The sequence below is a fragment of the Pseudomonas sp. SIMBA_067 genome, assembly GCF_046534675.1.
Classification (GTDB): domain Bacteria; phylum Pseudomonadota; class Gammaproteobacteria; order Pseudomonadales; family Pseudomonadaceae; genus Aquipseudomonas; species Aquipseudomonas putida.
Genome location: NZ_JAWRYH010000992.1, coordinates 1 through 249, shown reverse-complemented (window position 1 = coordinate 249; position 249 = coordinate 1). Strand labels below are relative to the sequence as shown.

1 protein-coding gene is annotated in these 249 nt (G+C 55.8%); it reads left to right on the top strand.

Annotation, left to right across the window (positions count from 1 at the left end):
• Positions 1-249 (top strand): hypothetical protein (locus SB765_RS32190; protein ID WP_410932838.1); only part of this gene is annotated, 249 nt, incomplete at both ends.

Below are 249 nucleotides of genomic sequence, written 5' to 3'. Positions count from 1 at the left end.
CGGTCGCCTGATTGTTATCGAAATGAACCCACGCGTGTCCCGTTCTTCGGCGCTGGCGTCGAAAGCGACCGGTTTCCCGATTGCTAAAGTGGCGGCGAAACTGGCGGTGGGTTACACCCTCGACGAACTGATGAACGACATCACTGGCGGACGTACTCCGGCCTCCTTCGAGCCGTCCATCGACTATGTGGTTACTAAAATTCCTCGCTTCAACTTCGAAAAATTCGCCGGTGCTAACGACCGTCTGAC